6 protein-coding genes and 2 pseudogenes are annotated in these 6,486 nt (G+C 72.5%); 5 read left to right on the top strand and 3 right to left on the bottom strand.

Annotated features, from left to right (window positions below; genetic code table 11):
- Window positions 1–108: 108 nt before the first annotated feature.
- Entirely contained in the window at window positions 109–2,046 is a 1,938-nt protein-coding gene (locus EEJ42_RS06285) for an NAD-binding protein (RefSeq protein ID WP_123098975.1), read from the bottom strand.
- A 333-nt stretch (window positions 2,047–2,379) separates the two neighbouring features.
- Here EEJ42_RS06285 and EEJ42_RS06280 point away from each other — a divergent pair, with 333 nt between their 5' ends.
- The 3 genes and pseudogenes from EEJ42_RS06280 to EEJ42_RS52570 all read left to right on the top strand — a co-directional run.
- Window positions 2,380–2,853: a peptidase gene (locus tag EEJ42_RS06280; protein WP_246096143.1), complete on the top strand. Its 474-nt coding sequence runs from the start codon at window positions 2,380–2,382 to the stop codon at window positions 2,851–2,853.
- Window positions 2,852–3,160, top strand: a pseudogene (locus EEJ42_RS06275) (response regulator); the annotation flags it as partial. The gene EEJ42_RS06280 and the pseudogene EEJ42_RS06275, both read left to right, overlap by 2 nt.
- A gap of 5 nt (window positions 3,161–3,165) precedes the next feature.
- A pseudogene (locus EEJ42_RS52570) lies at window positions 3,166–3,288 on the top strand (ATP-binding protein); the annotation flags it as partial.
- Here EEJ42_RS52570 and EEJ42_RS06265 read toward each other — a convergent pair.
- Both EEJ42_RS06265 and EEJ42_RS06260 read right to left on the bottom strand, forming a co-directional pair.
- Entirely contained in the window at window positions 3,271–4,275 is a 1,005-nt protein-coding gene (locus tag EEJ42_RS06265; RefSeq protein ID WP_123098974.1) for a MerR family transcriptional regulator, read from the bottom strand. The pseudogene EEJ42_RS52570 and the gene EEJ42_RS06265 sit on opposite strands and share 18 nt — an antisense overlap.
- 6 nt (window positions 4,276–4,281) lie before the next feature.
- Window positions 4,282–4,950: a HEAT repeat domain-containing protein gene (locus tag EEJ42_RS06260; protein WP_123098973.1), complete on the bottom strand. Its 669-nt coding sequence runs from the start codon at window positions 4,948–4,950 to the stop codon at window positions 4,282–4,284.
- 217 nt (window positions 4,951–5,167) lie between these two features.
- On the opposite strand from EEJ42_RS06260, the gene EEJ42_RS06255 reads away from it, so the two are divergent.
- Window positions 5,168–5,734, top strand: coding sequence for a hypothetical protein (locus EEJ42_RS06255; protein WP_123098972.1), 567 nt, complete (start codon window positions 5,168–5,170; stop codon window positions 5,732–5,734).
- 103 nt (window positions 5,735–5,837) lie between these two features.
- Window positions 5,838–6,473, top strand: coding sequence for a DUF4232 domain-containing protein (locus EEJ42_RS06250; RefSeq protein ID WP_123098971.1), 636 nt, complete (start codon window positions 5,838–5,840; stop codon window positions 6,471–6,473).
- Window positions 6,474–6,486 lie beyond the last annotated feature (13 nt).

The raw sequence follows: 6,486 nt of genomic DNA, 5'->3' as shown, positions 1-6,486 counted from the left end.
TCCACACCGAAACCAGAGGCCCTCGCCTCGTTCAAGCACCACTCACGGCGCGTCGCCCGTCACCAACGTCCCCGGACAGCACAGCTAGCGCCTCCAGGGCTGCCTCTCTCAGCGGTCGGCTCCCTGAGAGCCGTCAGGTCCGGCGGAGGAGTGTCCGGCGAGGAGTTCGCCCAGGCCCTGGCGTGTGGCGGCCAGCACCACGCGGTCCTGGGCCCGCAGGACATAGCCCGGGTGCAGATCCCACACCAGGCCGGGTTCCCGTGCGTCGCCGTCGTCAGGGGGCGCGGCGGCCAGGTCGCGTTGCCGGTCCGCGGGTTCCGCCGCGTCCAGGGCGATCACCCGCCAGGCGCCCGGGGTGAATGCCTCGGCGACGGTACGGCCTTCCAGCTGAGGGTGCCCGGCGACGTGCAGGGCGGCGAAGACCAGCACGCGGCGTTCGACCGGTATGGCGCCGAGGACCTGGCGCCCCATCATCGCCCCGGCGAAGGCAGGCGCGGCCAGGGTGGAGACGCTGCGGCTGCGCGTCAGGGCCTGGGGGTGGGCGGCGCGCAGCGTGCGGTAGACGGCGGTGGCGAACTGGTCGTCGTACAGGCGCAACCCCACCCGCAGCCGGGGTTTGACGGAGCGGGCGTAGAGCGTCGCCTCCAGGTTGGTGGTGTCGGAGCTGGTCAGGGCCAGCAGGGCGTGTGCCCGCTGGATCTTGGCGGCTTCGAGGACGCCTTCCTGGGTGACGTCGCCGGTGACGGTCGGCACTCCCAGCCTGCGGGCCAGCGGGATACCGCGCGCCCCGGGGTCCTCTTCCACGCACACCACGGGAATGTCCATCTCCCGGAGTCTGGCCAGGACGCGGGTGCCGACCTTGCCCAGGCCGAGCAGGACGACATGGCCCGAGAGGCCGCGCGGGGGGCGGCGCAGCGCGGACGCGGTACGGAACGTGCCCAGCGCCTCGAAGGCGGCGGCCACCAGGACGGGCAGCAGGAGCAGCCCGGTCAGCCCGGACAGCAGCTGGAGGATCTTGCGCGCGGTCGACTCGTCGAGCGCCGGCTCGTCGATGGCCAGCACGTCCAGCACCGTGAGGTACGCCGCGTGGACCAGACCGGCGCCGGTGAGCCGCCAGGAGGCGAGGGTGAGCGCGAGCACGGCGATCACCATTCCGGCGACGGACCAGCGCAGCCGGCGGGAGAACAGCGAGGCGAGGGGCAGTCGGCGGCTGCCGAGCCGCCGTGGCGGCATGGGTGGCCCGGTGGCGGAGACGGCATCGAGCACCACCGTGCCGCGGCCGGTGGCGGCGGCGACCTCGGCGTCACCGGGCAGCAGCCTGGGCCCCTCGTCGCCACTGCTGTCCGAGCCCTCGCTGCCGCCGGGATCGCTGGTGGTGGACGAGAGCAGGGCGAGGGTGCACAGGCCGGGTCGGTGGTCCCGTCGCGGCCGGGCGGGGGTGCGCTCGGCCGCACGCAGCAGAAGCCCATCGGCCTGCACCACCTTGCTGGTGCCCGCGACGGCGGTGGCGGCCAGTGCGGGAGCCACGGTGTCGGCGTCCGACAGGACGGTGGCGGCGTCGTCCAGCTCCGCCGGGTCCATGCCGGGGTCGGCGACCCGTGCCGCCTGGTCGAGGAGTTCTTCCAGGTGCTGGCCGAGTTTGCGGTTGTAGAGCCGGATGACCAGCCGCAGCCGGGGGTTGAGGCGGCGGGCGCGCAGGGCGGCGTGGATGTTGGTCTCGTCGTCGTCATGGACCAGGGCGAGCGCCGTCGCGTGCTCCACACCCGCGTCGGTCAGCACGCCGTCGTCCAGGGCGTGGGCCTCCACGACGCGCACGCTCGGGTCCGGGTCGCCATCGGCCACGGGCTGCCGGGGCAGCGGAACCCGTCCGACAGCCGCGGTGAACCGGCCGAACAGCGTGGCGGCCGGGCCTCCCGCCATCCGCTGCCCCGTGGGCTCCGCCAGGGAAACACCCCCCGGGACGACGGCCGTCACGCGTGCCCGGTAGACGCCGTGGAGCTCGGCGGCCAGGCGGTGCGCGAGCGCGTCGTCACCGCAGACGATCATGTGCGGTGCGGCCGGGCCGGGTGGTGCGGCGGATGAGGAGAACACGACGTCGAAGCCCCCGTTGGTCGATGATGTCGGCGGTCAGCTCGAGGTGGAGTACCGCAACCACATATATCCGCCGCACAGCACCACCGTCACGGCGGTGGCGACCGGTCCGTACCGGGTGAACTGCCTGAAGAGAGGAAAAGGTTGTCCGTTTCCTGGCGGCTCGCTGGTCGTAGGCTGGCCGGTCCTTAGAGCGCTCGTTCCTAGGGTCGTTGACGTTCCCCAGGGGCCGGACCTTCGCATCGCCATCGGGCCCGGCCGTTCCTCTCCCCGATCCACGGAGTTGCCATGAACGTCAAGACCCGTGCCCTGACCGCCCTGTCCACCGGTGTCCTGCTCTTCGGCCTGGTCGCCTGCGGGGGCTCCGACTCCGGTGGTTCCGGCGCGGACAGCTCGCAGGCGACGCAAGGTGCTGCCGGTTCCGATGGCGGCGGTGGCGGTGGTGGCGGGAACGCGGAGGCGGAAGGCGGCGAAGCCGGGGAGGCGGCGGAGAAGCCGCTGACCGGTGAGGCGAAGCAGAAGGCCGAGGCGGCGGCGCTGAAGGCGCACCCGGGGACGGTGGTCAAGTCCGAGGAGGACGTGGAGAACCCCGGCACATACGCGGTGGAGATCAAGAAGTCGGACGGCAGCGAGGTGCGGGCCGCAGGGTGGGACGGCAGTACCCCGCTCTGCGGCGCCGTCGATGACCGGGGAGTTCGGCGGGAGCCTCCTTCGAAAAGCCAAGGGCGGATTTGGGTGACCACGGCACACGTGACGGCCTGAGCGGGCCAGGACCGGGGCCGCCGCGCTGGCGGCGGCCGAGCCGGAGATGGTACTGCTCGACCTGGGCCTGCCCGACATGGACGGCATCGACGTCTGCCGGATGCTGCGTCAGCGCTCCGAGGTGCCCATCATCATGATCACCGCGAGAGGCGAGGAGATCGACCGTGTGCTGGGCCTGGAGCTCGGCGCGGACGACTACATGGCCAAGCCCTTCGGCGTACGCGAACTGGTGGCCCGGATCCGCGCGGTCACCCGCCGCGCCAGGGCCGTCGCAGGGACCGGAACGGGCGTCAGCCTCACCGAACCACGTGCAAGGCGGCCCGCGCATGGCTCCACGGCGAGGCCGAGGTCATCGACACCACGCACCTCACGCCCGCCCAGGCCGCCCTGCGGATCGTGGAGACCGTCAAGGGTTCGTCATCGGGCATCGCGTAGCCGAAGGAGGTACGTCGCGGTCAGCGCGACGGCGCGGTCCTCGTCGTGCGACAGGTCCACGAGGGCGCGTGACGCCGTCGTCCCTGGGAGGGAGGCCAGGGCCTGGGTCAGGCGGCCGCGGGCGGGCGCTTCGGTGGTGTCGTGGGCGAGGCGGTCGACGAGCTTGGTCGCGATCCGGTCCGCCGTCGCGGTGTCCGTCGCCAGCACGCTGAGGGCGTCGGCTGCGTCGGTGTCGTTCCTTCCGCCCACGATCATGTCGACGAGGGTCGGGACCGCATCGGCGAATCCGCGGGTCCCGAGCGCCAGAGCCGCGTGCCCGCGGACCACGGCGTCGGGGTGCGCGAGAGCGCGCCGCAGGTGCGCGGTGGCCTCGTCGTCGGGCAGCTCGGCGAGGGATTGAACGGCGCGCTCCCGCACCGCGGCCAGCGGTGAGTCGAGCCCCTCCGCCAGCAGTGCCGGGACGCCGTCGCCCGATCGGGCCAGCGCCCATCGGAGGGCTCCGGCGACGTTCGGCTCCGTCTCGCGCAGTACCGCCTCGACCAGGGCCTCCACCGGCACCGGAACCTCGTCGGCCGAGGAGAGGGCCGCGCGCTGGCGCGCGTCGGCGCTCTTCGAGCCCAGTGCCTGGAGGAGCGCGACGACCTGGAGGACGTCCTCCCAGCCGGTGGGGTCCGCGGCGTCGATCCGGCGCAGCCGGGTGAGCAGCTCGGTCTCGGCCGCGATGCGTTCGCGTGTCTGACGGATGAGGTCGCCGACGAGCGCCGAGGGCGTGAAGGCGGGATCGTCGAGCGCGCGCCCGATCTCGCGCAGCGACAGGCCCAGCGACCGCAGGCTCTCGATGTGGAAGATCCGCCGGATGTCGTCCCCGGAGTACTCCCGATAGCCGGAGCCCGTACGGCCCGACGGCCGCACCAGACCGAGCGACTCGTAATGCCGGAGCATGCGGGCGCTGACCCCGGACCGCCGTGCCACCTCACCGATCAACACGTCCCATCATCCCTCCTGGCCGGACCCGCCGAGGGCGACGACGCGTTTCGCCTCCTCGATCGCGTACTCGAAGCCGGTGTCCGGCTCCCGCAGCAGCCGTTGCGTGGCGAGCGCGTGCGTGCGTACGCGCGGGTCGGGGGCCGTCGTCGCGGCGTGCAGAGCGGGCACGATCACATCCCCCAGCGCGACCAGCGCCCGGCTGAGGCTCAGCTGCGTCTCGCGCCCGCCGCGCCCGAGCTGCCCCGCCAGCGCCGCGGCCAACGCGGGCTCCTCGCCTTCCGGTACGAGCACGACCGCGGTCCGCCAAGCGCTCCGCGCCACCTCGTCGTCGGCGTCGGACAACAGCGCCCCCGTGATCGCGGGCCACGCCTGCCGGTCCCCGATCTTGGACAGCGTGTGCAGCGCCTGGCTCCGTGCCTGGGCACGCTCCGAGCGGAGTTCGCGGACCAGTTCGGGAAGCGTCAGGGACACCGGGTGGCGGGTGAGCGCCCAGGTCAGCATGTCGCGGACGAAGAACTCGGGCTCGATCGCGCATCGCTCGATGAGCTTGTCGACGAAGCGCGGGTCGGGCGTCGTGCCGACCGCCAGAGCGGCCCGCAGTCGTACGGACGAACGGGCGTCCTCCAGCCCCTGGAGCGCCCGTAGCGCGTCCGTGTCCTGTCTCGTGGTCGTCATCGAGACCACCTCCTCGGCGAGCAGTGAAGGGCTTGTCACCGTGTCAAGGTCAAGCAGGGCGCGTGGGTCGTAGGCGCGGGGCGCCAGGGTGAGGCGACCGCCGCGGGCCGACTCCGTCTGCGCCGCATTAGTTGCCTGTTAGTGGAACGCAAAGTGGATCTTCGAAGCTGATCTTCGTCCGGGATCGAGACGAGAGAACAGAGCAACGGAGCACACCATGAGCACCACCGCCAACCGCTTCCGCGGCCGCGCCGCCCGCCGCATCGCCGTCGCCATCGTCACCGCCGCGGCGCTGAGCGTGGGGGCCACGGCCTGCGGGCCTGACGACGGGGCGACGGACGCCACCGGCTCCTCGGGCTCGCAGCAGGCCTCGTCCCAGCCCACCAACGGCTCCTCCTCGGACACCTCCGCCCCGCAGGGCCAGGGCGGTGGCGGGTCCACCACGGCGCCGTCCGCCGGGGGTGGCGCCGCCAACGCGGGCAACCACCGCACGATCGCCGGGACGCTGGGCTACCTCGCACCCGGCAAGCTGACCGTCACGCCCGAGGGTGGCGGTACGGAGCAGGCGTTCCTGATCTCCAACGCCACGCGGATCCTCGGCGCGGCCGCGATCTGCTCCGACGACGGCGGCAGCGTGTCCATCGGCGACGACGGCTACGGCACCTCGAAGTGCAGCGTGGAGGAGCTGGAGAAGGCCGCGAAGACCAACAGCGTGACCGTCCGCGTCACCATGAACTCCAAGAGCGGCGGCGCCGAGACGGTCGAGGAGAAGTACCACCCGTAACAGCGGCCTATTAGCCGCGAGTTAGTCGATCACCAGCGGCAGCGAACAGGGTTGTTCCCAGGACGCGGAACACCGCATCAACACACCACCCTTGGGGGATTCCATGTCACGTACGACCGCTCTCCGCCGTACCCGTACCGTCGTCGCGGCCTCGCTGGTCGCCGCTGCCGCGTTCTCGCTCACCGCCTGCGGGGGCGGCGAATCCGGCAACGACGCCAAGGGAAGCTCGTCCTCGGCCGCCAAGCAGAGCGCATCCGGCGAGGACGTCGACGCCAAGGCGGGCAGCGCCTCCGGCGGCTCCTCGTCGAAGAGCCGCTGCGCCGCCGGCCAACTGGAGGCCGCGTGGTCGGACTTCGAGGGCGGTCCTGACATGGACTACGAGGGCCAGCAGACCGCCCGGGTGGTGCTGACGAACACCGGCTCGTCCGACTGCACCATGACCGGCTTCCCCGGGGTCCAGCTCCGGGCCGCCCACGGCGACACCTGGGACCTGCGGCGCAACAACGACAAGCCGAAGGCCGTACGCATCGAGGCGGGCGGGAAGGCGGGCTTCGACATCACGTTCCTGGCCTCGACCCGTGACGACGACCAGAAGTTCGCGCCCGAGCGGGTCGTGATCACCCCGCCGGACGAGGAGCGGAACATCTCGCTGGAGTGGCCGTACGGCGGCGCGCTGTTGGACCAGTCGGGCGCCACCCGCCCGGGGACCTTCGTCGGGCCGGTCAACACGGTGGAGTAGCAGGGTGGAGCGG

Source organism: Streptomyces botrytidirepellens, from assembly GCF_003721215.1.
GTDB lineage: Bacteria > Actinomycetota > Actinomycetes > Streptomycetales > Streptomycetaceae > Streptomyces > Streptomyces himastatinicus.
Note: the sequence above shows the minus strand (reverse complement) of the source record. Positions and strands in the feature narration are given on the sequence as shown.